The sequence below is a fragment of the Paenibacillus sp. sg306046 genome, from assembly GCF_059821225.1.
On record NZ_JCAMRT010000013.1, the window covers coordinates 134,459 to 158,742 of the forward strand.

Annotated in this window: 27 protein-coding genes and 1 riboswitch; of the genes, 3 read left to right on the forward strand and 24 right to left on the reverse strand. The window is 55.1% G+C overall.

The genetic code is table 11. The annotated features are described in order from the left end of the window. Position 1: 1 nt before the first annotated feature. Genes AC6ROY_RS15020 through AC6ROY_RS15030 form a run of 3 tightly spaced genes read right to left on the reverse strand, consistent with a single transcriptional unit; the run spans position 2 to position 1,640 of the window. Positions 2 to 775 (reverse strand): NADH-quinone oxidoreductase subunit C, encoded by a 774-nt coding sequence (locus AC6ROY_RS15020; protein ID WP_500101385.1) that lies wholly within the window; start codon positions 773 to 775, stop codon positions 2 to 4. Next, entirely contained in the window at positions 772 to 1,290 is a 519-nt protein-coding gene (locus AC6ROY_RS15025) for a NuoB/complex I 20 kDa subunit family protein (protein ID WP_500101386.1), read from the reverse strand. Before AC6ROY_RS15025 ends, AC6ROY_RS15020 begins: the two co-directional genes overlap by 4 nt. Then, a complete protein-coding gene (locus tag AC6ROY_RS15030; protein WP_500101387.1) occupies positions 1,275 to 1,640 on the reverse strand; it encodes an NADH-quinone oxidoreductase subunit A in 366 nt (121 codons plus the stop codon). Before AC6ROY_RS15030 ends, AC6ROY_RS15025 begins: the two co-directional genes overlap by 16 nt. A gap of 414 nt (positions 1,641 to 2,054) precedes the next feature. Here AC6ROY_RS15030 and AC6ROY_RS15035 point away from each other — a divergent pair, with 414 nt between their 5' ends. From AC6ROY_RS15035 to AC6ROY_RS15045, 3 genes are read left to right on the forward strand one after another with little or no spacing between them, the layout of a single operon-like run. Further along, positions 2,055 to 2,798 (forward strand): hypothetical protein, encoded by a 744-nt coding sequence (locus AC6ROY_RS15035; protein ID WP_500101388.1) that lies wholly within the window; start codon positions 2,055 to 2,057, stop codon positions 2,796 to 2,798. 13 nt (positions 2,799 to 2,811) lie between these two features. Further along, a complete protein-coding gene (locus tag AC6ROY_RS15040) occupies positions 2,812 to 4,500 on the forward strand; it encodes a vWA domain-containing protein (RefSeq protein WP_500101389.1) in 1,689 nt (562 codons plus the stop codon). Positions 4,501 to 4,526: 26 nt separating this feature from the next. Further along, complete coding sequence (locus tag AC6ROY_RS15045; protein WP_500101390.1) at positions 4,527 to 5,666, forward strand: toxic anion resistance protein; 1,140 nt, start codon at positions 4,527 to 4,529, stop codon at positions 5,664 to 5,666. 51 nt (positions 5,667 to 5,717) lie between these two features. Here AC6ROY_RS15045 and AC6ROY_RS15050 read toward each other — a convergent pair whose 3' ends face one another. The 21 genes from AC6ROY_RS15050 to prfA form a co-directional block, all read right to left on the reverse strand. Next, on the reverse strand, positions 5,718 to 6,125 hold the full coding sequence (locus AC6ROY_RS15050) for a F0F1 ATP synthase subunit epsilon (protein ID WP_500101391.1): 408 nt from the start codon (positions 6,123 to 6,125) through the stop codon (positions 5,718 to 5,720). Positions 6,126 to 6,203: 78 nt separating this feature from the next. After that, positions 6,204 to 7,607, reverse strand: coding sequence for a F0F1 ATP synthase subunit beta (atpD, locus tag AC6ROY_RS15055; RefSeq protein ID WP_500101392.1), 1,404 nt, complete (start codon positions 7,605 to 7,607; stop codon positions 6,204 to 6,206). Between the two features lie 90 nt (positions 7,608 to 7,697). Then, positions 7,698 to 8,555 carry an ATP synthase F1 subunit gamma gene (gene atpG / locus AC6ROY_RS15060; protein WP_500101393.1) on the reverse strand — a complete coding sequence of 286 codons (858 nt, stop codon included), beginning with the start codon at positions 8,553 to 8,555 and terminating at the stop codon, positions 7,698 to 7,700. A gap of 160 nt (positions 8,556 to 8,715) precedes the next feature. Further along, on the reverse strand, positions 8,716 to 10,230 hold the full coding sequence (gene atpA, locus AC6ROY_RS15065; RefSeq protein WP_500101394.1) for a F0F1 ATP synthase subunit alpha: 1,515 nt from the start codon (positions 10,228 to 10,230) through the stop codon (positions 8,716 to 8,718). A 15-nt stretch (positions 10,231 to 10,245) separates the two neighbouring features. Beyond that, the gene (locus AC6ROY_RS15070) at positions 10,246 to 10,797 is read right to left on the reverse strand and encodes a F0F1 ATP synthase subunit delta (RefSeq protein WP_500101395.1); all 552 of its coding nucleotides are present in this window, start codon (positions 10,795 to 10,797) and stop codon (positions 10,246 to 10,248) included. After that, on the reverse strand, positions 10,794 to 11,279 hold the full coding sequence (gene atpF / locus AC6ROY_RS15075) for a F0F1 ATP synthase subunit B (RefSeq protein WP_500101396.1): 486 nt from the start codon (positions 11,277 to 11,279) through the stop codon (positions 10,794 to 10,796). Before atpF ends, AC6ROY_RS15070 begins: the two co-directional genes overlap by 4 nt. A gap of 83 nt (positions 11,280 to 11,362) precedes the next feature. Continuing rightward, a complete protein-coding gene (gene atpE, locus AC6ROY_RS15080) occupies positions 11,363 to 11,578 on the reverse strand; it encodes a F0F1 ATP synthase subunit C (RefSeq protein ID WP_025850351.1) in 216 nt (71 codons plus the stop codon). 48 nt (positions 11,579 to 11,626) lie between these two features. Continuing rightward, a complete protein-coding gene (gene atpB, locus AC6ROY_RS15085) occupies positions 11,627 to 12,403 on the reverse strand; it encodes a F0F1 ATP synthase subunit A (RefSeq protein WP_500101397.1) in 777 nt (258 codons plus the stop codon). A gap of 34 nt (positions 12,404 to 12,437) precedes the next feature. Next, on the reverse strand, positions 12,438 to 12,797 hold the full coding sequence (locus AC6ROY_RS15090; RefSeq protein WP_500101398.1) for an ATP synthase subunit I: 360 nt from the start codon (positions 12,795 to 12,797) through the stop codon (positions 12,438 to 12,440). After that, positions 12,790 to 13,032: an AtpZ/AtpI family protein gene (locus AC6ROY_RS15095; RefSeq protein ID WP_500101399.1), complete on the reverse strand. Its 243-nt coding sequence runs from the start codon at positions 13,030 to 13,032 to the stop codon at positions 12,790 to 12,792. The genes AC6ROY_RS15090 and AC6ROY_RS15095 overlap by 8 nt, the downstream gene beginning before the upstream one ends. Before the next feature lie 310 nt (positions 13,033 to 13,342). After that, positions 13,343 to 14,485, reverse strand: coding sequence for a non-hydrolyzing UDP-N-acetylglucosamine 2-epimerase (gene wecB, locus AC6ROY_RS15100; RefSeq protein ID WP_500101400.1), 1,143 nt, complete (start codon positions 14,483 to 14,485; stop codon positions 13,343 to 13,345). Positions 14,486 to 14,516: 31 nt separating this feature from the next. Further along, positions 14,517 to 15,146 carry a uracil phosphoribosyltransferase gene (upp, locus tag AC6ROY_RS15105; RefSeq protein ID WP_500101401.1) on the reverse strand — a complete coding sequence of 210 codons (630 nt, stop codon included), beginning with the start codon at positions 15,144 to 15,146 and terminating at the stop codon, positions 14,517 to 14,519. A 359-nt stretch (positions 15,147 to 15,505) separates the two neighbouring features. Beyond that, positions 15,506 to 16,753: a serine hydroxymethyltransferase gene (gene glyA, locus AC6ROY_RS15110; protein ID WP_500101402.1), complete on the reverse strand. Its 1,248-nt coding sequence runs from the start codon at positions 16,751 to 16,753 to the stop codon at positions 15,506 to 15,508. Between the two features lie 71 nt (positions 16,754 to 16,824). Next, positions 16,825 to 17,445, reverse strand: a complete 621-nt coding sequence (locus AC6ROY_RS15115) for a TIGR01440 family protein (RefSeq protein WP_500101403.1) — start codon at positions 17,443 to 17,445, stop codon at positions 16,825 to 16,827. Between the two features lie 39 nt (positions 17,446 to 17,484). Then, positions 17,485 to 17,943 carry a ribose 5-phosphate isomerase B gene (gene rpiB, locus AC6ROY_RS15120; protein WP_500101404.1) on the reverse strand — a complete coding sequence of 153 codons (459 nt, stop codon included), beginning with the start codon at positions 17,941 to 17,943 and terminating at the stop codon, positions 17,485 to 17,487. Positions 17,944 to 18,050: 107 nt separating this feature from the next. After that, positions 18,051 to 18,131: riboswitch (ZMP/ZTP riboswitch) on the reverse strand. A 211-nt stretch (positions 18,132 to 18,342) separates the two neighbouring features. Further along, complete coding sequence (locus tag AC6ROY_RS15125) at positions 18,343 to 18,927, reverse strand: low molecular weight protein arginine phosphatase (RefSeq protein WP_500101405.1); 585 nt, start codon at positions 18,925 to 18,927, stop codon at positions 18,343 to 18,345. 250 nt (positions 18,928 to 19,177) lie between these two features. Continuing rightward, positions 19,178 to 19,750: a manganese efflux pump gene (locus tag AC6ROY_RS15130; protein WP_500101406.1), complete on the reverse strand. Its 573-nt coding sequence runs from the start codon at positions 19,748 to 19,750 to the stop codon at positions 19,178 to 19,180. A gap of 212 nt (positions 19,751 to 19,962) precedes the next feature. Then, positions 19,963 to 21,066 (reverse strand): L-threonylcarbamoyladenylate synthase, encoded by a 1,104-nt coding sequence (locus AC6ROY_RS15135; RefSeq protein WP_500101407.1) that lies wholly within the window; start codon positions 21,064 to 21,066, stop codon positions 19,963 to 19,965. A 30-nt stretch (positions 21,067 to 21,096) separates the two neighbouring features. After that, positions 21,097 to 21,990 carry a stage II sporulation protein R gene (spoIIR, locus tag AC6ROY_RS15140; RefSeq protein ID WP_500101408.1) on the reverse strand — a complete coding sequence of 298 codons (894 nt, stop codon included), beginning with the start codon at positions 21,988 to 21,990 and terminating at the stop codon, positions 21,097 to 21,099. 207 nt (positions 21,991 to 22,197) lie between these two features. After that, a complete protein-coding gene (locus tag AC6ROY_RS15145; protein ID WP_500101409.1) occupies positions 22,198 to 23,196 on the reverse strand; it encodes a N5-glutamine methyltransferase family protein in 999 nt (332 codons plus the stop codon). Continuing rightward, positions 23,189 to 24,268 (reverse strand): peptide chain release factor 1, encoded by a 1,080-nt coding sequence (gene prfA / locus AC6ROY_RS15150; RefSeq protein WP_500101410.1) that lies wholly within the window; start codon positions 24,266 to 24,268, stop codon positions 23,189 to 23,191. Before prfA ends, AC6ROY_RS15145 begins: the two co-directional genes overlap by 8 nt. Positions 24,269 to 24,284 lie beyond the last annotated feature (16 nt).

Below are 24,284 nucleotides of genomic sequence, written 5' to 3' on the forward strand. Positions count from 1 at the left end.
TCTACACCTCCGGGTCAAACGGCTCATAATCTTTGCGCAGCGGATGGCCTATCCAATCGTCAGCCATCATAATCCGGCGCAAGTCGGGATGTCCCGGAAAGTCAATGCCGAATAAATCGTAAATTTCTCGCTCATTCCAGTTTGCCGTCGGCCAGATGGAAGAGACAGACGGGATCGACGGCGCTTCCCGATCCGTTTTCACCTTGATGCAGTATTCATGCCGGCTATCCAGAGAAATCAGATGATACGCGACCTCCATATGGGTCTCCATGTCGATGCCGGAGACATTGCGCAAATAGTTCAGCCGCAGCTCCGGATGGCTTTTCAGCAGCTCGGCCACTGTAGGCCATGACTCTCCACGGACGATCAGGTACGGAACATGTCCGCCTTTCTCATTAATAAAGGCTTCCTGAATGACGCCGCCCGGCAGCTCCTGCAGCAGCGCCAACAGGCGATCCAGCAGCGGCTGGCTCGGGGAAGGCTCCTTCGGAGCCTCCGGCGCAGCTGCCGCCTCGGCTTCCGCCTTGGCCGCCCGTTCCTTGGCGCGGGCTGCCCGAGCCTCTGCGGCCGCCTTGGCCTTCGCTTCCTTCTCCTCGTCCGACGGGGCCGCCTTCGGCGCAGCAGCCGGGGTTTCCCCGGACGCCGCGCTTACAGGCGAGGCATCGGCTGACGCTGGCGCGGATGGTGCGGACTGCGACTCGGCTGCGCCGGACGGACTGTCCGAACGCTCCGGCTCAGCGCCGGGCGCCTTGTCTTGCTTTGGATCGTCGCTCATCGGTTGGTCACCTGCTTACCGGTTTTCGCTTCGTAGCGGATTTTCTCCTGCAGCTTATTGATGCCATAGATCAGCGCCGCAGGATTCGGAGGACAGCCGGGGATGTATACATCCACCGGAACGATCTGATCGACGCCCTTGACGACGGCATACGATTTCACGTAGGGCCCGCCGGCGGTCGCACAGGAGCCCATTGCGATTACCCATTTTGGCTCGGGCATCTGCTCGTACAACCGGCGCAGCAGCGGCGCCATCTTTTTGGTCACGGTACCCGCAACGATCATCACGTCCGATTGACGCGGGGATGTACGGAAAATAACGCCGAACCGGTCCAGATCGTAGTGGGAGCCGCCAGTGCCCATCATCTCGATCGCGCAACAGGCGAGACCGAACGTAAGCGGCCACAACGAGTTGCTGCGCGCCCACGCCTTGATTTGCTCCAGCGTCGTCATAAATACGGTCCGTTCCATTTCCTGGCGTTCTTCGGGTGAGATTTTTTCTAGATTGAGGTCCATTTGAGCACCTTCTTCTTCCAGGCGTAAAGTAACCCTATGATCAGCAGTGCGACAAATATGCACATTTCCACAAGCGCAAACAAGCCAAGTTGCTTGTATGCAACGGCCCATGGGTATAGAAACACAGTCTCGACATCAAAAATGACAAACATTAATGCAAACAGGTAATACCGGATGTTGAAACGAACCTGCCCCTCCCCCACTGGTACGTTACCGCTTTCATAAGTTGTGTACTTCTCCTCCACCGGCTTGTGCGGGCGCAGCCAGCGACCAATTGTAAGCGCTGCAATAGGAAGCAACACCCCCAAGAAGAGAAAAATCGTTACGATCACGTAATTGTTCATGTTCATCGCGAACGAACCGCCTCCCTTATGTAACTGATTGTCTTGCTTGAGCTTTGACGTACTGAACTGCTAACTTTCCTTTTAGTATTTACACAAAAACTGTTAATATGTACCTTTCCAATTATAACAAAAGGCCCATGGGGTGTCTAACATTTTCCGGCGCCGAAGCGCTTTCCGGCATCGTTTTCCTCCGATAAATCCGGATGAAGACGCCCATGCAACCAGCCGTTCATTTTGCCGTAAACTATCGCATAGTTATCATTTATTTTCATCTGCCCGGTGTGATGTTGCTCACATTTTAAAAAGTGGATGTCCAGGAAGTTTAAGGAGCCTGTTTCATTGTATTCTGTTACACTGGGAATAAGGTAAAAACGGTTGGGGCTTCATTTGCAGCCAACCGCTCGCAGAGGAGGTGGTAGGTTGAATAGTCTGCGATGGATCAAGCTTGCGGGACTTGTCGCCGGTATTGTCGGAATTAATATTTGGGTGCTGTCGCCAGGTCTCATCGGGTTAACGATTGGAGGCTCAAGCGCATTAGAGACGGCTTCAGGGATCACCTTATTGGTCATGAGTCTGCTGATTCTGATGTATGGCAGCTTTGTTTTACTGTTTAAGCGCCCGGCGGCGGTCCCTGTCAAGCAGCTCAAAACACATGAAGATTACATACTTGCCTTGCAGCATTTTCGAAGCGCTGGCGTATTCATGCAACAGGCGCAAAGCTCGCTCGAACAATTACAGCAGCTGGCGAGAAAAAAAACAGCCCTATACGGGGTGCTTGATCAGCGCTTTGAGCAAACGGAATTGAGCTATAAGAAATTCAGCTCGGTCATCCATGAGGTGGAGCAGCTTTTTTATTTGAACATCCGGAGTGTCCTGAACAAGCTGACGGTATTTGACGCTTCAGGGATGTCCGCGCCTTCCAGCCGGCAAACCCGAGCTTCCCTTTCCAGCAAAATTAATCAGGAAAAAACAGAGCTGTATCAGGAATTTGTCCGTTATATCAGCGGTTACTTGAATGTCAACGAAGAAATTTTGCTGAAGCTGGACCAGCTGCTGCTGGAAATGTCCCTGCTGGACAGCGTGACGCTAACGGATGTGAATGAGCTGGCGGGCCTGAAGGAAATGGATCGGCTGATCCAGCAAACCAAATATTATAAGCCTTAAAGGGGAGATGAGTATGGCGGGTAAAAGTAAACCGTTTTTCGTTCTCGTTGGTATTGCCATAATGGTATTCATTCTCGTTTACGCAGGGATCAGCCTGACCTCCAATCTGGGCAAAAGCCAGACCCAGGTAAGCGAGGAGGAGGCGGCCGAGCAGCTTGATCGCTTATACAGCGAAATTTCGGTAACGACCGCGAAGCCGATCAAAGGGCAAATCGACCTCGATCCTGTCGCACTGGGCGACTCGTTGCCCGATATCGCCAAATTTCCGATATCTGTAGCGAATACGACGGAAACCTTTATTGAGGTTTTTTCCTCCACCGAGAAATCGGGAACAGGTGCTGACGGCTGGCTGAACGAGGTGGCGCAAGCGTTCAACAGTGCAGGCATTCAGGTTAACGGGAAGCCCGTTTCTGTTAAAATCCGTAATATCGCTTCCGGAACGGCCGCTGATTACATCAAGTCCGGCAAATATATGCCCGATGCCTTCACGCCGTCTAACGAATTATGGGGCGAGATGGTGAAGGCGCAAGGCATTCCTGTACAGCTTGTGTCCAAGCGGCTTGTCGGCAACGTTGCAGGCATTGTGACCAGCAAAAAGAAATACGATGAACTCGTCAGCAAATACGGCTCGCTAAGCGTCAAAACGGTCACCGACGCCATTGCCGCGAATGAGCTCGCGATGGGCTATACCGATCCTTTCGCCAGCTCCACCGGGTTAAATTTCCTTGTAACGGCGCTTGGTACCTTTGACCGGGCCAATCCGCTCAGCGATAAAGCCGTCCAAGGATTTGAAGGCTTCCAGGCCAATGTCCCCTTCCTCGCGTCCACCACCCTGCAAATGCGCGACGCGGCGAAATCCGGGATGCTCGACAGCTTTGTATTGGAATATCAGACCTTTACTAACGCTCAAGACCTGAAAACCGGCTATGTGTTTACGCCATTTGGCTTGCGGCACGATAGCCCGTTATATGCCATTGGCAGCCCAAGTCAGACCAAGCTGGATATCATGAAGAAATTCGCCGAGTTCGTGACGCAGGAGAGCTACCAGAAGTCGGCTCAGGACAAAGGCTTCAATCATTTGAATGAATACAAGCCGGAAATCGGTGCGATGGATGGCAGCCTGCTGGCCTCGGCTCAGAAGGTGTGGAAGGAAAAGAAAAATGGCAGCAAGGATATTGCCGCAGTTTTCGTAGCCGACGTCTCCGGCAGTATGGCAGGCCAGCCGTTGAACCGCCTGAAGGAGTCGCTGATCCAGGGACAGAAATATTTAGGGAAAAACAACAGTATCGGACTTGTCTCTTATTCCAGTAAGGTGACGATTCATCTGCCTGTTGCCAAATACGACACAAACCAGCAATCTCTGTTTGTCGGTGCAGTCAATAGCCTCCAGTCCGGCGGAAATACGGCTACCTTTGATGGAGTTGTTACAGCCGTGAAAATGCTGCAGGATGAGCTGACCGCAAATCCGGATGTGAAGCCGCTTATTTTCGTGCTGAGCGACGGGGAAACCAATGAAGGCCATTCCCTCAAGGATGTCAGGGGAATTATCGAAACGTACAAAATCCCGATTTATACGATTGGCTACAATGCAAACATTCAGGCGCTGCAAAATATTTCGAGCATCAACGAAGCTGCAAGCATCAATGCCGATACGGATGATGTCGTATACAAAATCGGCAATTTGCTTAATGTCCAAATGTAAGCTCACCCCTATGAGGAGGAATGACGATGTCATTTTCGATGGAAATTATTAATACAGAGAAATTAAAAACAGCAATTGCTGAGCAAGTAAAGCCTGTTGCCGAGGAAATTACACAGCTCAAAGAGATGGCCATCACCAATGTTTCAGCCATTCTGCAGTTGGATGTCGGCTCGCTGGAAAAGCGGAAGGAAATTTTACAGTCCATCGACCGGTTTGGATTAAGCACGATGACTTCTTCCTCGGAGAAAAACTCGCTGCTGCAGGTGACGGTCAAAAAATTGTCCCAGATCGGCGATGAAGGAGGTCAGGTCGCTCAAGGTCTGACCGAGCTTCATCTCCAATTGAAGGAATTAGACCCCAGCGTCATAGATTTTACAAGGGATGGCTTGCTAGGCAGGCTCTTCAACCCTTTGCGCAGCTACTTCGCCAAGTACCAGAAGGCCGATGCCATCATAGCCAACATTATTACTTCGCTCGACAAAGGCAAAGCGATCCTGAGAAACGACAATACAACGCTGGAATTTGAACAGCACGCGCTGCGGGAGCTGACAAAAAAGCTGCAGAAGGAAATTGAGCTCGGTATGCTGATGGATGAAGAAATTGAATCGCAGCTGCAGGTGGCGACCTTCCATCAGGAGGCCGATGAAAAAATCCGCTTTATTACAGAGGAGGTTCTGTTCCCGCTGCGCCAACGGGTGATGGATTTGCAGCAGATGCAGGTGGTAAATCAGCAGGGCATTATGGCGATGGAAGTTGTGATTCGCAACAATAAAGAGCTGATCCGCGGTGTAGACCGGGCCCGCACGGTTACCGTATCTGCGCTGAAAATATCGGTTACGGTCGCGAGCGCACTTTATAATCAGAAAATCGTCCTGCAGAAAATTGAACTGCTTGATCAGGTGACAAATAATATCATAAGCAGCACATCCCGGATGTTAAAAAATCAAGGTGCAGCCATTCACAAGCAGGCGCTCGAAACGAGCATATCCGTTGATACGATGAAGCAGGCATTCACTGATGTACTGTCGGCTTTAGACTCTATCAGCGCTTATAAGCAGGATGCGCTTCCGAAAATGCGTGAAACGATCTTGCAGTTCCGGGAGCTGGCGGATAACGGGGAGCAATATATTCAACGTATGGAACGCGGCCAACGGCTGGGGTTATAAATGAGAAAAAAAGCGGAGGACAAAGTCTTCCGCTTTTTTCGTGCTCGTCTATTAATGTTTACCGGAAACGCCAATCCGATTAATCGCACGCTGCAAAGCCAGCTCAGCGCGATGAAAATCAATCTTCTCTTGCTTGGCGCTTTTCAGACGCTGCTCGGCGCGGTCTTTGGCAGCCTTCGCCCGATCTACGTCAATTTGCTCCGGCAGCTCGGCGCTTTCCGCCAAAATGACCACCTTATCCTTGCGCACTTCCATAAACCCGCCGTTTACGGCGATCACATGGTCCTTCGAACCTTGCTTTTTCACCGTAACAGGCGCGATTTTCAGCGGGGTGACAAGTGGAATGTGATTCGGCAGAATTCCAAGCTCCCCTTCGACGCCAGCGACAATAATCATATTCGCCGGCTCGGCGTACACCTTGCGCTCAGGGGTTACGATTTCCAGCAGGAATGTGCTCACTTGGATTCCCCTCCTGTGTACCTAGTGATGCCCGCCCCCAGAACGGGGGAGGGCATGAGTATAACGGTTCGATTGCGATTACAGTGTCTTCGCTTTCTCAATCGCGTCTTCAATCGTTCCGACGTTATGGAACGCCGGCTCAGGAAGGCTGTCATGCTTGCCTTCCAAAATTTCTTTGAAGCTGCGGACCGTTTCCTTAACCGGTACATACAGTCCAGGAATACCATTGAACGCTTCAGCAACGTGCAGCGGCTGCGACAGGAACAAGCGCAGACGACGCGCACGGTGTACGACCAGCTTGTCTTCATCCGACAGCTCGTCCATACCGAGGATCGCGATAATATCGAGAAGCTCTTTGTAGCGCTGCAAAATTTGCTTAACGCCTTGAGCAACCTTGTAATGCTCTTCGCCCAACGTTTCAGGCGTCAAAATCCGCGAAGAGGAAGCCAGCGGGTCAACGGCCGGGAAAATACCGGCAGCCGCGATGCTCCGCTCCAGGTTCGTCGTTGCGTCCAAGTGGGCAAACGCCGTTGCCGGAGCCGGGTCTGTATAGTCATCCGCAGGAACATAGATCGCCTGGATAGACGTAACGGAACCTTTCTTCGTGGATGTAATCCGCTCTTGCAATTGACCCATCTCGGTTGCCAGCGTCGGCTGGTAACCTACCGCGGACGGCATACGGCCGAGCAAGGCCGAAACCTCGGAACCCGCTTGGGTAAAACGGAAGATGTTGTCGATAAACAGAAGCACGTCGCGGCCTTCTTCGTCACGGAAATATTCCGCCATCGTCAGACCGGACAGAGCTACGCGAAGACGCGCGCCTGGCGGCTCGTTCATTTGGCCGAATACCATCGCGGTTTTCGAAATAACGCCGGAATCCTTCATCTCATGGTACAAGTCGTTCCCTTCACGAGTACGCTCGCCCACGCCTGCGAATACGGAAATACCGCCGTGCTCTTGTGCGATGTTGTGGATCAGCTCTTGCATCGTTACGGTTTTACCTACGCCCGCACCGCCGAAGAGACCGATTTTACCGCCTTTGGCATAAGGAGCCATCAGGTCGATAACCTTGATGCCTGTTTCGAGAATTTCCGCTTTCGTGGACAGGTTCTCGAAAGTAGGCGCCGCTCTGTGGATCGGGTTCGTGATCGTACGATCCACTTCTTCGATGCCATCAATGGGATCACCGAGTACGTTAAATACACGGCCGAGCGTTGCCGGACCTACTGGTACGGAAATTGGAGCACCGGTATCGACAGCCTCTACGCCACGGATCAAACCGTCCGTCGAAGACATCGCTACGCAGCGAACCATGTTATCACCAAGGTGAACTGCAGCCTCAACCGTCAGGCTGATGTCCGCACGGCCAGCTTGGCCTTTACTTTCAATCTTGATTGCATTAAGAATCTCAGGGAGGTGTCCACGCTCGAACTCAATATCGACGACCGGCCCTGTGATATTCACAACGCGCCCCTTGCTCATGTTTTCCCTCCTCCAAGTTTCGCCTAAGCGAAACTACATCGTAAGCCTATACTGTCATTTCGCACTGGCGAAACTCAACTTGTCTGCAACTTAGCTGCTTGCGTTAGCACCTGCGACGATTTCGGAAATCTCTTGTGTGATCGAAGCTTGACGCGCCCGGTTGTAGGCAAGCGTGTACGAGCTGATCATCTTCGTCGCATTTTTGGTCGCACTGTTCATCGCCGTCATTCTGGCGCCGAATTCACTCGCCTTACCTTCGAGTACAGCACTGTAAATCAACGTCTCCGCATACTTCGGAAGCAACACTTCCAGTACGCCTTCCGGAGACGGCTCATATTCGTAAGCCGCGGCAGTCGCTCCGGTCACATCTTCAAGTGGCAGAAGACGCTTGACTGTCGGGATTTGGGTAATCGCATTTTTGAACTGGTTGTAGACCAGAAACAACTGATCATACGCGCCATCCTCGAAGTATTGCACAGCCTTCGCTGCAATCGTCTTGATATCCGAGAATTGGACCGAATCCGGCAGTCCTGTCACTTCCTCGGCGATCGGCATATTCCGCTTGCTGAAGAAGTCGCGACCCTTGCGCCCGATAACAAAAATCGTGTATTCGCTCGTCGATTTATGCTTGTCATTGATCTCACTGACGACTTTACGCAGTACGTTGGCATTGTAACCGCCGGCGAGGCCACGGTCCGATGTGATCACCAGGTATCCGGTCTTCTTCACCTGACGGCTTTGCAGCATCGGATGCTGCACGCCCTTGGTTCCTGCCGCGATGCTGGCCACCACTTCCTTCAGCTTATCCGCATACGGCCTTGCAGCCTCTGCGGCTACCTGAGAGCGGCGCAGCTTCGCTGCCGAAACCATCTCCATCGCCTTCGTAATTTGCTTCGTGTTTTGCGTGGATTTGATTTGACGCTTAATTTCGCGCATCCCTTTTGCCATACTTGCTCACCTCTCTTTCGAGGCCTCCCGCCTTCCCGGCCGACCGCATGGCGCTGTCGCCTCTGTCCGTCATCGGGAGGGAAAAGCCAGTTCCCAAGCTTCAAGTGGAGCAGCCGAGCTTCAACGTTCCTTACGTGGCGCGAAGCCCGGCCGGATGATTCTATTCAGAACGGGCAAAGCCCTTTTTAAACTGTTGGATGGCATCCGTCAATGCCTTCTCGTTATCCGCAGTCAAATCCTTCGTATCGCGGATGCTGTTCAAAATTTCGACGCGGCTCGAATCGAGGAAGCCCAGGAACTCTTCTTCGAAACGGCGCACATCTTGAACAGGCAGATCGTCCAGATGGCCTTTGACAACGGTGTACAGCGAAGCGACTTGACGCTCCAGCGACAACGGCTGGTTAACGCCTTGCTTCAAAATTTCGAGCGTACGCACACCGCGGTTCAGACGGGTTTGCGTTGCGCGATCGAGGTCGGAGCCGAACTGGGCGAACGCCGCGAGCTCGCGGTATTGGGCCAAGTCTACGCGAAGCGTACCGGCTACCTTCTTCATCGCTTTCGTTTGAGCGGAGCCCCCTACCCGGGATACCGAGATCCCGACGTTAACCGCCGGACGCTGACCGGAGTAGAACAGATCGGCTTCCAGGAAGATTTGACCGTCCGTAATCGAGATAACGTTGGTCGGGATGTAAGCTGATACGTCGCCTGCTTGTGTTTCGATGAACGGCAGCGCGGTTAATGAACCCCCGCCAAGCTCATCGCTCAGCTTCGCAGCGCGCTCCAGCAAACGGGAGTGCAGATAGAAAACGTCACCCGGATAAGCTTCCCGACCCGGAGGACGGCGAAGCAGCAAGGACATCTCACGGTAAGCAGCCGCTTGCTTCGACAAGTCATCATAGACGATCAGAACGTGCTCGCCCTTGTACATGAAGTACTCGCCCATTGCGCAACCGGCGTAAGGCGCCAGCCACAGCATCGGGGACGGCTCGGAAGCCGAAGCGGTTACGACGATCGTGTAATCCAGCGCGCCTGCTTTACGCAGCTGCTCGACAACACCGACAACAGTCGATTGTTTTTGACCGATAGCGACATAAATACACTTAACGCCATTGCCTTTTTGGTTAATGATCGTATCAATCGCGATCGACGTTTTACCCGTTTGACGGTCGCCGATAATCAATTCCCGTTGGCCGCGGCCGACTGGAATCATCGCGTCAATCGCCTTGATCCCGGTTTGCATCGGCTCATGAACCGATTTACGGGCCATAACGCCCGGCGCCGGGGATTCAATCGGACGGAACGTCGTCGTGTTGATCGGGCCTCTGCCGTCGACCGGCTGACCGAGTGCGTTCACGACGCGGCCGAGCAATTCTTCGCCGACAGGAACCTCCATGATCCGGCCTGTACGTTTAACCTGGTCGCCTTCACGGATATCCGTGTAAGGACCGAGGATAACGATACCGACGTTGCTTTCATCAAGGTTGAAGGCGTGACCGAGTACGCCGTTCGGGAACTCAAGAAGCTCGCCAGCCATAACGTTTTCCAGTCCGTGTGCACGAGCAATACCGTCACCGACCTGAATAACTGTACCAACGTCAACCACTTGAATTTCCGATTTATAATTTTCAATCTGTTGTTTAATCAATGTGCTGATCTCTTCAGGCTTGATACTCAAACGTCTCACCCCTATCTACAGTGCTTGTGATTGATTCAAGGCTTTTTCCAACCGCTTCAGCTTGCCGGACAAGCTTCCGTCATACAGACGATCGCCGATCCGGATTTGGATACCGCCGAGCAAGCTTTTATCAATAACCGATTCAACCCGGATTTTTTTGCTTGTTAGTGTCGAAAACGTGCTGACGATCTGCTGCTCATCCGCTGCGGACAGCGCAATCGGCGTATACACAATTGCCTTCGCTTGTCCGAGCGCTTCGCCCGCAATCGCCGCATAATAGCCGACCAGAGCTTCGAGCAGTTCTTCCCGGCCGTTCTCCACAAGCAACTGAAGTGTGCTAAGCACAGTCTCCGACAACTGCCCGCCGAACACATTAGCCAGCAGCTCATGCTTGGCAGACACAGTAAGGCCCGGATGCACGATCAGCTTGTAGAAGTCTGCGTTCTGACGCAGAGCCGTCAGGAAGCCGCCAAGCTCTTCTTCAATCTCTGCAATCCGATTTTGCTCTTTCGCAATTTCAAACAAGGCTTTAGCGTATCTTTTGGCTACTACCGTATCCTTGCTCATTGGTTGCCCCCTACTTCTTTCAGGTAATGCTCAACCAACTGCTCTTGCGACTTCTCATCGACTTGCTTCTCAATAATTTTGGAGGCGATCAAAACCGACATCGCGCTTACTTGAGATTTCAAGCTGGCGACAGCCTTGTTCTTTTCGTTCTCGATATCGCGAAGAGCCTCGTCTTTCAAACGAACCGCTTCCTCTTTCGCTTGTCCGATGATATCCTGACTTTGCTTGTTGCTCATTGTGCGGGCCTGCTCCAAAATTTCCTGAGCGTCCTTGCGCACATCCTGCATGGCTTGCTTCTGTTCTGCGAGCAATTTCTCCGCATCGCGGCGGTCTTGCTCGGTTTTCGAAATTTGCTCAGCAAGGATACGTCTGCGTTCTTCCATGATGCCGAACAACGGCCCGAACGCATATTTATTGAGAAGCCAGTAGAGAACTAGAAACGCCAAGATCGCAAATACAAACGATTCCCAATGCCAACCCATCCATGCCACTCCTTTCAGTCAATGTAGGCAAAACGAAGGCGTGGATGGCTCAGGCCGTCCGCGCCAAACCTGTCGTCATGGAATTAAGCACCGAAGAAGATCAGGAAGCCGAGTACAACGCCGATGATAGGTACAACCTCGACGATACCGACACCGATAAACATGGTCGTTTGCAACGTACCGCGAAGCTCAGGCTGACGCGCGATACCTTCAACTGTTTTACTTACGATCAGACCGTTACCAATACCTGCGCCAAGTGCGCCCAAACCGATTGCCAAAGCTGCTGCCAAAAATTCCATTGTTAAAATCCTCCTCAAAATATGGTTTTTATTGTAGGTTTTTCTAGACTAATGGCCTTCTTCTTCATGCACAGAAGCCTGCTTGATATAAACCATGGTCAAAATGGTGAACAGGAACGCTTGAATGGCGCCGACGAAAATACTGAAGCCTTGCCAAGCAATAAGCAGCGGCGTGCCGAATATGCCCGCCATCAAAATCGTCGCGATCAGCACCTCGCCCGCAAAGATGTTCGCGTACAAACGCAAACCAAGCGTAAGCGGCTTCGAGATTTCCTTGATGATGTTGAGCGGCAGGAAAAACCAAAACGGCTCAAAGTAATGCTTCAGGTAATGCTTCGTGTTTACCTTCAAACCCAAATAATGGGTAAGCACAAACACGATAACTGCCAAACCGAACGTAACGGATACATCGGCCGTCGGCGATTTCCAGAACGCAACCTCCGCCCCGTGGCCACCATGGGCACTATCAATCATCGCCTGCGTAATAAGCGGATAACCGAACAGATCTACTGGCTGTGTGAAAGTAAACACAAGACCGAACGGCAAACCTAACAAGTTGGACACGAAGATGAACATGATGATCGTCATGCCGAGCGCTACAAACGGCTTGACGCGATTCAGAGGCATCGCACTGGAAATAATACCCTGAACGAACTCGACAACCCATTCCATAAAGTTTTGCATTTTGGACGGGTTGGTGACGGACAGGTTGCGGACCGACAGGCGCGCCAAGATAAACACAATGAGACACGATATGATAATCGTTAAAAATGTAGACAGGTCGATTTGCAAGCCGCCAACCTGCCACACCGGAAATGCATGCATCTATGAGTCTCCTCCTTTCCAAGAATTGCATGATTTATTTTTTAATAAAAAGTAAACCCATCAGGAGTGTTGCCAATTGGATAAAAAATAATCCAATGATCGTGGATACCAGATGAAATTGCGGAAACTTGACGGCTATCATCACCGCGATCAGCGCCATGCACATTCGGGAGAGCGTCCCGATGTTGATGCGCTTTCTTTCCTCCGCGGCAGTCTGACTGGATACCGCTTCGATCTTCATGATCAGCAGCCAGGCATTGATCAGACTGACAATCATGCCAAGCGCAAGCCCGGAAGCATAAGGACGGTAGACAGGCAAAAACGACCCGACAAGCAGCAGAGCAGCTATACCGATCAGAGTAATGCGTACAAGAAGCTTGAGCTGGTTATTCATGTCTCGATGGTTTGTCCTCCAGAAACGTCTTGACAACCAGTATGCACGTTACAATTCCGACGGCGAAGCCGATCATCACGCCTCCGATTACCCAGAACTGGGGAGTAGGCGATTTCGATCCAAGCCAGCTTCCGGCGAAATATCCGAGCGCCGTACACAAAACGATGTCTACGCCGAGCGCACTGACCAAAGCCGCTGCGCGCCAGGGATTGTCATTGGAATTTTGCCGTTTCATAATCCTTCCTTATCTGCCGCAACCGTTATCATGAAAGCTGCGCCGCTTCATGCGGACATACGTCTGCCCCGCGCGCAGAATCGTCCGGATGCCGTAGTTGGTCTGTCTCGTCATGGTTGATGTACAGGCCTACATATCCGACTGAAACCGCAATCCTAGTATATTTTATCTAAGCTATGCGTTCTTTGTCAATTGTATAAGCTGGCATTTTTTCTATGACAAAAATCACAAAAACCTAGGCGTATCAACACTTCTCCGCTTCTCAAACCAAACAGTGCAACTGTACGCTGTAGCGTTTGTCATCAGATTGTCACGGTTGGAAAGCTTGCGGACGCTCCGAGCGGTGCCCGAAATGGTACAGAATCGCTTGAACGATGCGCTCCGACGCCTTGCCGTCGCCATACGGATTGGCCGAGCGGCTCATCCGCTCATGCAGCTCATGGTCGCTGAGCAGCGCTTTGGCCCGCTCATATACCTGCTGCTCATCCGTGCCGACCAGCTCCAGCGTACCCGCCTCGATTCCTTCCGGACGCTCGGTTGTCTCCCGCAGCACCAGCACCGGCACGCCAAACGAAGGCGCTTCCTCCTGCATGCCGCCGGAATCGGTAAGAATCAGATGCGCATGCGGGTAAAAGTTGTGGAACTCAAACACGTCAAGCGGGTCAATCAGCTTGATCCGGTCATGTCCGCCCAGCAGCTCATACGCCGGCTCCTTCACCGCAGGACTCGGATGCACCGGATACACGATGGCGATATCCTCGAACTCATCCGCAAGCCGGCGGACAGCGCGGAATACTTGACGATGCGGCTCGCCCTGCGACTCCCGGCGGTGCGCGGTCATCAGCACGAGACGCTTGCCTTCGGCCCAGTCCAGCATCGGATGACGAAACTCCTTGCGCACCGTGTAATCGAACACATCGGTCACCGTATTTCCGGTGATGAAAATGCGCTCCTCCGGCTTGCTTTCCTTCAGCAGGTTGCCGGCAGACCAGCCGGTCGGCGCAAAATGAAGATCAGAAAGGACGCCCGTCAGCTGACGGTTCATTTCCTCCGGAAATGGCGACAGCTTGTTCCAAGTGCGCAGCCCCGCCTCGACGTGGCCGACCTGAATCTGCTGCATAAAAGCGGCGTAGCTGGCCAGAAACGTCGTCAGCGTATCCCCGTGGACAAGAATCATATCCGGCTTCTCCTCGCGGAAAATCGGGTCCAGCCCCTGCAGCACACGAATGGTAATTTCGTTGAGCGTCTGGCGGTCCTTCATCACATCCAGATCATAATCAGGCTTGATTTTAAAAATATCGAGCACTTGATCGAGCATTTGTCTATGCTGGGCCGTCACACACACGAGAGATTGGATCTCATCCGGATGCTTCTCCAGCTCCTTGACCAAAGGGGCCATTTTAATTGCTTCGGGTCTTGTCCCGAATATCGTCATAATTTTTGTCTTTGCCATGATGGTCCCTCTCTCCCTAAAAGTCTCTCTGTTATTTCGTGCCGAATAACCGGTCCCCGGCGTCGCCAAGCCCTGGCACGATGTAGCCGTGATCGTTCAGATAATCGTCAATCGCCGCCACGTAAATATCGACGTCCGGATGCGCCTCCTGAACCGCCTTTACGCCTTCCGGCGCCGCGATCAGGCACATCAGCTTCATCTGCGCACAGCCGCGTTTTTTGAGCGCAGCAATCGCCGCATTGGCCGAGCCGCCTGTGGCCAGCATCGGGTCGATCACGATCAGCTCGCGCTCCTGCACATCCGTCGGCAGCTTTGCATAATATTCGACCGGCTCCAGCGTTTCCGGGTCGCGATACAGCCCGATGTGGCCGACCTTGGCGGCCGGAACAAGCTTGAGCATCCCGTCCAACATACCGAGCCCCGCGCGCAAAATCGGAATCAGGCCGAGCATCCGGCCGGAAATCACCCGGCATTCCGCCGTTGTCACCGGCGTACGCACCTCGACCTTCTGCAGCGGAATATCGCGGGTAATTTCGTAAGCCATCAGTGTAGCTACCTCATCGACCAGCTCGCGAAAATCTTTGGTATTCGTATGTTCATCTCTTATGTACGTTAATTTGTGCTGTATGAGCGGATGATCGCAAACAAACACTTTTCCCATGACCGGCTCCCCCTGTGTACGGTAAAAATATAGCATGTCCTGTTTGCGCTTCCAGCGTCGGCTAAGAGCCGCGTTCCCCTGAGTCGCGCAAGCCTGCTATAGCGCCTTGATCCAGCATTTTCTGCACAGCTGCAAGCGGCCGAAAACGTCCTGCCAGCCTCGTCAGCAGACCAAAAGGCGAATAACGCCAAATCTTTTCTATTATACCACAACTGACTCGACATATCCCATACGCTCTAAAAATAACCGCCCGGACCCAGAGCAGCTCATCCTGACAAAGTACAGCTACACAAAAAACGCCCCCACCCCACTTAAAGTGGAATGGAGGCGTCTGGCTTTGCCTTTAAGCGAATCGGCGATTAGTAACCAAGACCCGGGTAAAGCGGGAATTGCGAAGTCAGGTCCTTCACCATACCGCGTACTTTTTCAAGCACTGCTTCATCCTTCGGATTTTTCAGCGTCAGCGCGATAATTTGCGCGATTGTTTTCATCGCTTCCTCGTTCATGCCGCGAGCGGTCGCCGCCGGTGTGCCGACGCGAATTCCACTGGTAACCATCGGCTTGGCCGGGTCAAACGGAATTGCGTTTTTGTTGACCGTAACGCCGACTTCATCCAGCAGATGCTCAGCTTCTTTACCCGTAATGTTCAGGCTGCGAAGGTCGATCAGCATCAGATGGTTGTCCGTGCCGCCGGATACAAGGTTGATGCCTTCCGCACGTAAGCCTTCAGCAAGCGCTTTTGCGTTGTTTACGACGTTTTGCGCATAGATTTTAAATTCAGGCTGAAGCGCCTCGCCGAATGCAACCGCCTTGGCCGCAATAATGTGCATGAGCGGTCCGCCTTGGGTACCCGGGAATACCGCCTTGTCGATCGCAGCGGCCCATGGCTTGCGGCACAAAATCATCCCGCCGCGCGGACCGCGCAGCGTCTTATGGGTTGTCGTTGTTACGAAGTGCGCGTGCGGAACCGGGTTCGGATGCAGGCCAGCCGCAACCAGACCGGCGATATGCGCCATATCGACCATAAACAGCGCGCCAACGTCGTTGGCAATTTTGCCGATCGCTTCAAAGTCAATCGTCCGGGAATAAGCGCTCGCGCCGGCAACGATCAGACGAGGTCTATGCTTGAATGCCGCTTTACGCAGGTCCTCGTAATCAATGACGCCTTCATTTTCCGTGACGCCATAAGCAACGAAGTTGTACAAAATACCGGACGCATTCACCGGGCTACCATGGGACAAGTGTCCGCCGTGAGCCAGGTTCATCCCGAGCACGGTGTCGCCAGGGTTCAGCGCGGCCAAATAAACGGCCATGTTCGCCTGAGCGCCGGAGTGCGGCTGCACGTTGGCATGTTCAGCGCCGAACAGCTCCTTCGCACGGTCGCGCGCGATGTCTTCCACGATATCGACATGCTCACAGCCACCGTAGTAGCGGCGGCCCGGATAGCCTTCCGCGTATTTGTTCGTCAGTACAGTTCCCATCGCTTCCAGTACAGCCTGGCTTACGAAGTTTTCGGAAGCGATCAGCTCAATATTGTTCCGCTGGCGGCCCAGCTCCAGATTCATCGCTTCTACAATTTTCGGATCTTGGTTACGCAAAAAGTCCATGGTTAAATTCCTCCCGTAAGTTAACTGATTTATAAGTAAAAAGCCTGTTGATCGCTTGTCGTGCTACTTAATTAGTCACACTGGCCTGACGGCTGCTGCTCCAGCTCGTACACCGCCCGGACTCCGCCGATCAGCTTGGGCCGGGTAAATGCGGCCTGTACATGAGCTTCGCCGATCTGGCGAACCGACGTCTTAAACGGTACGGCCACGCGCTTCAGATGCATGCCGATCAGCGTGCCTCCGATATCAAGTCCGGCATGCGCCTGCACCGTCTCGACAACAACCGCATCCGGCAGCTGCCGGAACGCATAGGCAGCCATCGAGCCTCCCGCCTTGGGAACCGGCACAACGCTGACCTGCTCCAGCCCGTAACGCAGCATCGCTTCCCGCTCTAGCACAAGCGCCCGGTTCAAATGCTCGCAGCATTGAAATACCGGAAAAAAGTCAACCTCGCGGCGCACCGCTTCCACGGCGGCATACAAGCTGCGCGCCACCGTTTCGCTGCCGGAGGTGCCGATGTGGCGGCCCAGCACTTCGCTTGTGCTTGTGCCGATCACAAGCAGCTGGCCCGGCTGCAGCCGGCCAGCCGCGACCAGCTCACGCAGCGCCGTCTCGGCCCGCTCACGGATGTTCTTCGCTTCCTCCGTCCGCACAGGACGGTCAGGCGAATCTGTCAAGGGGACTGATTCCATCGCAAGCTCTCCTTTTCACCGTGACCGCTCAATGTCCTTTTATGGCTGAACCGCGTATTTATGTTCCAATGCCTTCACTTTCCCTACCCGGTTCTGGTGGCGTTCTCCGTTCGAAAACGGCGTTTCCAGCCAAATTTTCACGATTTCCTGCGCAACCCCAGGGCCAACGACACGTTCGCCCAGCGACAGCACATTCGAATCGTTATGCTCGCGTGTTGCCTTGGCCGAAAATAAATCATGAACGAGCGCACAGCGAATGCCCGGCACTTTGTTGGCGGCAATCGTCATGCCGATGCCCGTTCCGCAGATCAAAATACCTTTGTCCGCTCCGCCGGACACAACTTCCTCGCATACCTGAAGGGCATAGTCGGGATAGTCCACCGAGTCGCCGCAGCTACAGCCATAATCTACAACCTCATGACCAAGCGATTCGATAAACGGCTTAAGCTCGTCCTTCAGCCGATATCCCGCATGATCTGCACCCATTGCAATTTTCATAAATTTCTTTCGCCTCCTCGCGCTTGTCGATTTCATTATAACCTAAAACCTCGACGGCAAAAAACGAAAAAAGAGCATGACATTCGCTCAATGTTACTGCGAATGCTGCTCTTTGCCCAGGCGACCGGCCGTATGTCCCGATGCTCCATTGTGGTTGGTTCCACTTGTCGCCAGTTACACCGGGTCTTGTTCATTAAGCTCATCATATCCGATTCCGACAGACGTGTAAAGCCCAAGTTTCCAGCCCCCCAAGATGAGCATTTCGGGGCAAGGGCTAGGCAGAAAATGACGATCCCGGCTCCGCGTCAAGCCTCCGTCTGCAGCGGCCAGCGCTGCCAATCGCACTCGCTGAGCGGACTCATTCGCCGGAACGGTTAGCCGCCGCAGCTTCGCTTTTCTTCAACCTTCCCGCCGCAGCTTGGCTGCGAGCAGCTCAAGGCTCTGCTCGATCTCGTCGGCGCAGCTTTGGTACTGCCTGATGGAGCCGCCGAACGGGTCAGCGATATCGGGCGAGCTTTGCTCCAGCTGCAGGGCCGAAACCCGCCCGCGCTCCTCACTGGTAATCGGCGTTCCCAGCGCCTGCTTGAGCTGCAGCTCGCTCAGCAAGCTTTCCAGCTCAGCCAGACGCTGCGCGCCTTGCGGATCGGCGTTGACGTATTCCTTCAACGTGAACACCTTGTCCACGGCAGCCGGATACAGCTGAATCGTATGGCGTTTATGACTGGAGGTCATCGTCAGCACAAGGTCTGCCCATTCGATCTGCAGCTGCGACAACGGCGTCGAGCCGAACGTACAGTCTGCGCCCTTTGCTTTCAGGACAGTCGCAGCATGGTCAGAGATCGGTGCTCCCTCATATGCAGCGACACCGGCCGAGCGCACCTCGACATCCTGCAGCCCATGGCGGCCAGCAATTTGGCGCATCAGCCCTTCAGCCATAGGGCTGCGGCATGTATTGCCTGTACATACGAACAAAATCCGTTTCATACTCTCTCCCCGCTTTCTGGACATTCACCTTGCCCTATCGTTACCCATAGTATCGTATGAAATTTATTGTACCTCAATCCGGGGCATAAGCGATATAGGCTTACGGTCGCCGCCTTGGCAAACCAGACAAGCTCGGGGTCTGAATCAAGCTGGCGGGAAATTCCGAATCATGCTCCAGCTTCTTCCCCTCCCTGCTTCCATCACCGCTGCAACTTAACCTCCGTGGCGTCGAAATAAGCCTCGCAGGACTTTACAGCACAAAATGCAGCCCAAAGCCGACCAAAATGACGCCGCCAAGCGCCTCGCCATAATCGCCGATCCAGCTCCCGACATGCCGTCCCAGCGATAAGCCTAACACAGACATCAAGCCGCCCGCCGCCCCGAACATCAGGACGGTCAGCCATACGTCGCCGGCAAACATGCCAAGCGACACCCCGACGGAGAAGGAATCCACACTCACGCTGAACGCAAACAGCAGCATTCCCCATAGCGTATGCGGACTGTAGCTGCCCGACGACTCCTCTTTACGCAGCGTGTTCACGACCATATGGCCGCCAAGCAGCAGCAGCAGCAACCCCCCGCAAACCGTCGCTACCTTGCCCAGCATCAAGCTGATATATCCGCCCATCCACATTCCCGCCAGTGGCATGATCACATGAAAGAGAGCAATGATCAGACTGACCTTCACCATATCAAGCTTGCGAATTCCCCGCATGCCGATGCCTAATCCAAGCGATAAGGCGTCCAGGCCGAGGGCCAGGGCCAGCAGGCCGATCGAGATGATTTGCCCCCACGCCATCGACGCCGCCACCGCCACACTCATGCGTCTCCCCCCTGTCCCACTCTTAACCAACCTATGCGGGACAAGGAGGAAACATGTCTGGCTTGTCAGCCTAGCCGCGGCCAGGCCGTCGCCAGCGTCTGGAACACAGATGCGCAGATGCGGCGCCAGGTTAACAGGCTGATGCGAGAGAGATGGTGATCGGCCCCAACGCCTTGTGGAAGCCGGATGGATGACTTGCGCCCCTCGGCGTTTTACACCGTGATAACCCGCCCGGCTGCCGCCTTATGCAGCCGATTCATCACGGCTGCCCCAAGCCCGTCTGCCGAGCAGCCCTCGGCGACGATAAATGACGCATCCGCCTCGTCAAACGAGCGGAGCGCCCCATACAGACCGCGCGCGACCGCACGCAGGTCGCCGGCGCTGCCGCAGACAACAACGTGGTCTGCGGGCATCGGGTCCGCCGCGCCGCAGCCGGGCGCGGCGCTGGCTGCTGCCTCGGCCGCGCCGAGCAGCAGCGCCCCCGTGCGCTCGCCGCGCGCACGGGCTTGCTCCAGCTCGCGGCGCATCCGCGCGAGCACAGCCTGCCGATCGTCGCCGCGCACGATCGTAAGCTGGCCCCGCGGGGCATAATGGGCATATTTCATGCCCGGGGCCCGCGGGGCTTCAGCGGCGGCAAGCTCCGCCGCCGCTTCCTGCACGCGCACGCCCGGCGGCAGCGCGCGGCGCAGCTCGGCCCCGGTCACGCCGCCGGGGCGCAGCACATACAACGTGTCGCCGCGCAGCTCGACGACCGTTGATTCCACCCCGACGCCGGCAGCGCCGCCGTCGACGATGCCCACGATCCGCCCGGCGAGATCGTGCAGCACATGGCCGGCCTCCGTCGGGCTCGGCCGGCCGGAGCGGTTCGCGCTCGGCGCCGCGACCGGGCAGCCTGACGCCGCGATCAGCGCGCGCGCAACCGGGTGGTCGGGCACACGTATGCCGACCGTCGACAAACCCGCCGTGACCAGAGGCGACAGCACGCCCGCACGTACGGGCAGCACGACCGTCAACGGTCCCGGCCAGAACGCGTCCATCAAACGCAAAACAGCCTCCTCCGGCGGAGCCGTCAGCTCCGTCAGTTGAGACCGCTCCGCGATATGGACGATCAGCGGGTTGTCGGACGGACGGCCCTTCGCTGCAAATACAGCAGCAACCGCCTCGCTGTTTCGCGCATCTGCGCCCAGGCCGTACACCGTCTCGGTAGGGAAAGCGACCGTGCCGCCCTCACGCAGCGCAGCCGCCGCTTCCTGCAATTCCGCCAGCTGCGGATGCTCGGCGTCCGTCTGCCATAACTTGGTGCTTATTTCCTTCATCGTAGCCTTCCTTCCTGTCCGGCCGATCGGTCATGCGAACCAGGATATGACCTTCTTCAACAGGTCGAAGAGGAAAAATCGTACCTCCGGCTGTTCTGCCCTGCCCTTCACTGGCTCGGCGCCAACCGGCTCGCTGACTGCGGCCTGACTTTTGTCGTTCCCCGCATGGACGACTGCTTTCGATTCCGATTTCTCATTCACTGATTTCGCATTTGCCGTTTTCGAACTATCCGTTTTTTTACCTTCGGGAGCTTGAGGTTTTTGGACAGCTTCAGCGGCTTGAGCCGCTTGCTTGCCAACAGCTGCCCCGCCCTTTACCTGACCGCTCTGCTCGGAGTCAGCGGTATCTGCCTCCAGCGAGGCAGCATGTGCTTTGTTATTTTTTTTCACGACCATCTCGGAATCCACGAAGCACAGCGGCGGAAATAACACACACCACCAGTTCTGCCCTTCGGCTGCGCCGATGGAAACACGCAGCGCCTCATAGTCGCCTGCCGGGTACACTTGATTGCCGTACATTTTCGTAGGGAACGGCACCTTGCCCAGCTCAACCGTATACGTATAATCGAATCCGTGACGGCGCAGCGTGTCGCCCACCGTCGCTTCCAGCTCACCGAGATGGCTGCGTACAACCGCTCGCGCAGCCTCGATGCCGTCAGGCTCAGCGACCCAGCCGTTCATTTGCGCGATGATCGCATCACGAATTTCACGTTTGATCCATTGATCTGCGGCGGTGTCGGAATTGGCAAGGATGCGCAGCCGAATGGATTCTGCCGGGATCGCAGTCGCGGAAGCCAGCTCCGAAGTGCCGGAAGCTCCCGTAAACAGCATCGCATTAGCCCGGCTGGACTCCCAGGAGACCAGCAGCATGAGCAAAGCAAACCCCAGATACGCATACCGTTTCCAACCGAACCGTTTCACCATCGTTACCGCAGCCCCTCTCGCTCTCGAACACGATTGCCGCCCGCGAATCTCGCAATCTAGCGGCTCTAGTTGTCAGTGTGTCCCAGGCTAAGAGAGTTTATACATGCCAACCGGCTGCAGCATGATCCGCTTCTGCTTCCCGCTCTCGGCTCCGGTTCACATCAGGCTTTGGACCAAGGCATTTTTCCGTGGACCACCTCCGCCGCGCTACAGCCGATAAGCGACCACATGGCGGTCAATGCCCGCAAGGTCCTGAATCAGTCGAATATCCGTCCATGTCCCGGCCTGTCCCAGCAGTCGACGAACCTCCTCCGCCTGTCCCAGGCCAACCTCGAAGGCCACGATCCGCGGCAGCTCCGGCAGCTCGGCCAGCTGCTCCGTCATGTTCCGGTATAACGTCAATCCATCCGCGCCGCCATACAACGCCGTTCGCGGCTCGAATAACCTGACCTCCGGCTGCAGCCCGGCCTCATCCTGCTCGGGAATGTACGGCGGGTTAGACACAAGGATGTCCAGAGATCGGCCGCTGACGATCCAGGGACGAAGCAGGTCGCCCTGCGCCCAGGTAATGCGGTCCGCTGCCCCAAGCCGCTCCGCATTCGAGCGGGCTACCTCCAGCGCCTCCGCCGACAAGTCCGACGCCAGCACCTGCCAATGCGGACATTGAACAGCAATCGTTACGGCAATCGCGCCGCTGCCGGTGCCGATATCGCAGACAGACGGCCTGCGGCCCGCGTCTGCTTCGCCAAGCCCGGCGTCGCGCTGGGCCGCGTCGTTCAGCTTCAAGGTCCGGCTCTCGGCTTGCTCTCGCTCACCTGGCCGGAAGCTGTCCCCGGCCGCCTCCGGCCATAAACGCTTACCCAGCCGGACGACCTCCTCGACCAGCAGCTCCGTCTCCGGGCGCGGAATCAGCACAGCCGGACCAACCTGGAACGTCAGTCCGTAAAATTCCTGCTCGCCGATGATATACTGCACCGGCTCTCCTGCCGCCTTGCGCGCGAGCAGCTGCTCCCACACCGCGTCCAGCTCCGCCGGGAACGGCTCCGCCCAGCGCAGCAGCATCCTGCTCCGCGTCTCCCCGAGCACATACTCCAGCAGCCGCTCCGCATTCGACTCCGGCTCCAGGATACCGCTCTGCCGCAAAAAAGAAGAAGCCTCTGCGTAGGCTTCTCTTATCGTCAAGCGCCGTCCATCACGCTCAAGCACCTGCGTATTCTCCCTTTTCCATCTGATCCGTCTGCGCCGCAATCGTGAGCGCCGATACAATCTCGCTCATATCGCCGTTCAGCACCGCATCAAGCCGGTGCAGCGTCAGGCCGATCCGATGATCGGTAACCCGGCTTTGCGGATAGTTGTACGTACGAATCCGTTCAGAGCGGTCGCCCGTTCCTACCTTGCTTTTCCGCTCAGCGCCGTATTTCTCCATCTCCTCCTGCTGCATCTTGTCGAAGATGCGGGCGCGCAGCACCTGCAGCGCCTTTTCCTTGTTGGAGTTTTGGGATTTGCCGTCCTGGCAGGTCGCTACGATGCCGGTCGGCACATGCGTGACGCGCACGGCTGATTTTGTCGTATTAACCGATTGTCCGCCCGCGCCGCTGGAGCAGAACGTATCGACGCGAATATCGTTATCATGAATTTCAATATCGAACTCTTCCATCTCCGGCATGACCCCGACTGTGGAGGTGGAGGTATGAATCCGGCCTCCCGACTCCGTCGCCGGAATCCGCTGTACGCGGTGCGCGCCGCTCTCGAATTTGAGCTTGCTGTATGCGCCTTTGCCGTTGACCATGAAAATAATTTCCTTGAAGCCGCCGAGGTCATTCATGCTCGCATCGAGCACTTCGGTCCGCCAGCCTTGCGTATCGGCGAATTTCGTGTACATCCGGTACAGGTCAGCCGCAAATAACGCCGCTTCGTCGCCCCCGGCTGCACCGCGAATTTCAACGATGACGTTTTTATCGTCATTCGGGTCCTTGGGCATCATCAGTACCTTGATTTGCTCTTCCAGTGCCGTCTTGCGCTCCGACAGCTCATCAAGCTCCAGCTTCACGAGCTCCTTCATCTCATCGTCGAGCTTCTCGTTTTGCATCGCGCGCGCCGCATCGTGCTGCTCCACCACGCTCTTGTATTCCATAAACGTATCATACGTTTCCTGCAAATCAGACTGTTCCTTGGAATATTCCCGCAGCTTCTTGGAGTCGCCCGCAACATCCGGGTCGCACAGCAGCTCACTCAGCTTCTCATACCGATCGGCCAATGCCTGTAACCGGTCCAGCATCTGTCATCATCCTCTC

Excerpts from the sequence above, each read along its gene's own strand:
- AC6ROY_RS15020 (WP_500101385.1), bottom strand. The coding sequence starts at position 775 with ATGAGCGACGATCCAAAGCAAGACAAGGCGCCCGGCGCTGAGCCGGAG.
- AC6ROY_RS15025 (WP_500101386.1), bottom strand. The coding sequence starts at position 1,290 with ATGGACCTCAATCTAGAAAAAATCTCACCCGAAGAACGCCAGGAAATG.
- AC6ROY_RS15030 (WP_500101387.1), bottom strand. The coding sequence starts at position 1,640 with ATGAACATGAACAATTACGTGATCGTAACGATTTTTCTCTTCTTGGGG.
- AC6ROY_RS15040 (WP_500101389.1), top strand. The coding sequence starts at position 2,812 with ATGGCGGGTAAAAGTAAACCGTTTTTCGTTCTCGTTGGTATTGCCATA.
- AC6ROY_RS15045 (WP_500101390.1), top strand. The coding sequence starts at position 4,527 with ATGTCATTTTCGATGGAAATTATTAATACAGAGAAATTAAAAACAGCA.
- atpD (WP_500101392.1), bottom strand. The coding sequence starts at position 7,607 with ATGAGCAAGGGGCGCGTTGTGAATATCACAGGGCCGGTCGTCGATATT.
- atpG (WP_500101393.1), bottom strand. The coding sequence starts at position 8,555 with ATGGCAAAAGGGATGCGCGAAATTAAGCGTCAAATCAAATCCACGCAA.
- AC6ROY_RS15070 (WP_500101395.1), bottom strand. The coding sequence starts at position 10,797 with ATGAGCAAGGATACGGTAGTAGCCAAAAGATACGCTAAAGCCTTGTTT.
- atpF (WP_500101396.1), bottom strand. The coding sequence starts at position 11,279 with ATGGGTTGGCATTGGGAATCGTTTGTATTTGCGATCTTGGCGTTTCTA.
- atpE (WP_025850351.1), bottom strand. The coding sequence starts at position 11,578 with ATGGAATTTTTGGCAGCAGCTTTGGCAATCGGTTTGGGCGCACTTGGC.
- atpB (WP_500101397.1), bottom strand. The coding sequence starts at position 12,403 with ATGCATGCATTTCCGGTGTGGCAGGTTGGCGGCTTGCAAATCGACCTG.
- AC6ROY_RS15090 (WP_500101398.1), bottom strand. The coding sequence starts at position 12,797 with ATGAATAACCAGCTCAAGCTTCTTGTACGCATTACTCTGATCGGTATA.
- AC6ROY_RS15095 (WP_500101399.1), bottom strand. The coding sequence starts at position 13,032 with ATGAAACGGCAAAATTCCAATGACAATCCCTGGCGCGCAGCGGCTTTG.
- wecB (WP_500101400.1), bottom strand. The coding sequence starts at position 14,485 with ATGGCAAAGACAAAAATTATGACGATATTCGGGACAAGACCCGAAGCA.
- upp (WP_500101401.1), bottom strand. The coding sequence starts at position 15,146 with ATGGGAAAAGTGTTTGTTTGCGATCATCCGCTCATACAGCACAAATTA.
- glyA (WP_500101402.1), bottom strand. The coding sequence starts at position 16,753 with ATGGACTTTTTGCGTAACCAAGATCCGAAAATTGTAGAAGCGATGAAT.
- AC6ROY_RS15115 (WP_500101403.1), bottom strand. The coding sequence starts at position 17,445 with ATGGAATCAGTCCCCTTGACAGATTCGCCTGACCGTCCTGTGCGGACG.
- rpiB (WP_500101404.1), bottom strand. The coding sequence starts at position 17,943 with ATGAAAATTGCAATGGGTGCAGATCATGCGGGATATCGGCTGAAGGAC.
- AC6ROY_RS15125 (WP_500101405.1), bottom strand. The coding sequence starts at position 18,927 with ATGAAACGGATTTTGTTCGTATGTACAGGCAATACATGCCGCAGCCCT.
- AC6ROY_RS15130 (WP_500101406.1), bottom strand. The coding sequence starts at position 19,750 with ATGAGTGTGGCGGTGGCGGCGTCGATGGCGTGGGGGCAAATCATCTCG.
- AC6ROY_RS15135 (WP_500101407.1), bottom strand. The coding sequence starts at position 21,066 with ATGAAGGAAATAAGCACCAAGTTATGGCAGACGGACGCCGAGCATCCG.
- spoIIR (WP_500101408.1), bottom strand. The coding sequence starts at position 21,990 with ATGGTGAAACGGTTCGGTTGGAAACGGTATGCGTATCTGGGGTTTGCT.
- prfA (WP_500101410.1), bottom strand. The coding sequence starts at position 24,268 with ATGCTGGACCGGTTACAGGCATTGGCCGATCGGTATGAGAAGCTGAGT.